General features: G+C 41.1%; 1 protein-coding gene. It reads left to right on the top strand.

Annotated elements, in window-relative coordinates:
- Positions 1 to 60: 60 nt before the first annotated feature.
- The coding region (locus tag H5154_RS23275; RefSeq protein ID WP_259398605.1) for a transposase at positions 61 to 353 on the top strand (293 nt) is incomplete at its 3' end.

The raw sequence follows: 353 nt of genomic DNA, 5'->3' as shown, positions 1-353 counted from the left end.
AGCCATAACCAAAAATACACCCGATTCTGCGGTTACTTAAAAGATTGCAAGGTATGCCCACTGCAACAGCAATGTATGCGAAAGCCACCTATAAAAACAGGACGGCAAGTTCAGTTTAAAAATGATGAATCGCGTAAAAAGCTAAGCTACATCGACAAAATGAAGGTCAAAATAGACAGCCCAATCGGGCGACGACAGTACAGCAAACGACTTGGCTGTATAGAGCCAGTGTTCGGGAATATTACAGTTAACAAAGGCATGAATAAATTGACCTTACGCGGTCAAACGAAAGTGAATGCCCAATGGCAACTGTATTGCTTAGTTCATAATATAGAAAAGCTGCAAAACACGAT

It is taken from the genome of Pseudoalteromonas sp. SR44-5 (assembly GCF_014163675.1).
GTDB classification, from domain to species: Bacteria; Pseudomonadota; Gammaproteobacteria; order Enterobacterales; family Alteromonadaceae; genus Pseudoalteromonas; species Pseudoalteromonas rhizosphaerae.
This window is presented reverse-complemented; position numbering and strand designations above follow the sequence as displayed.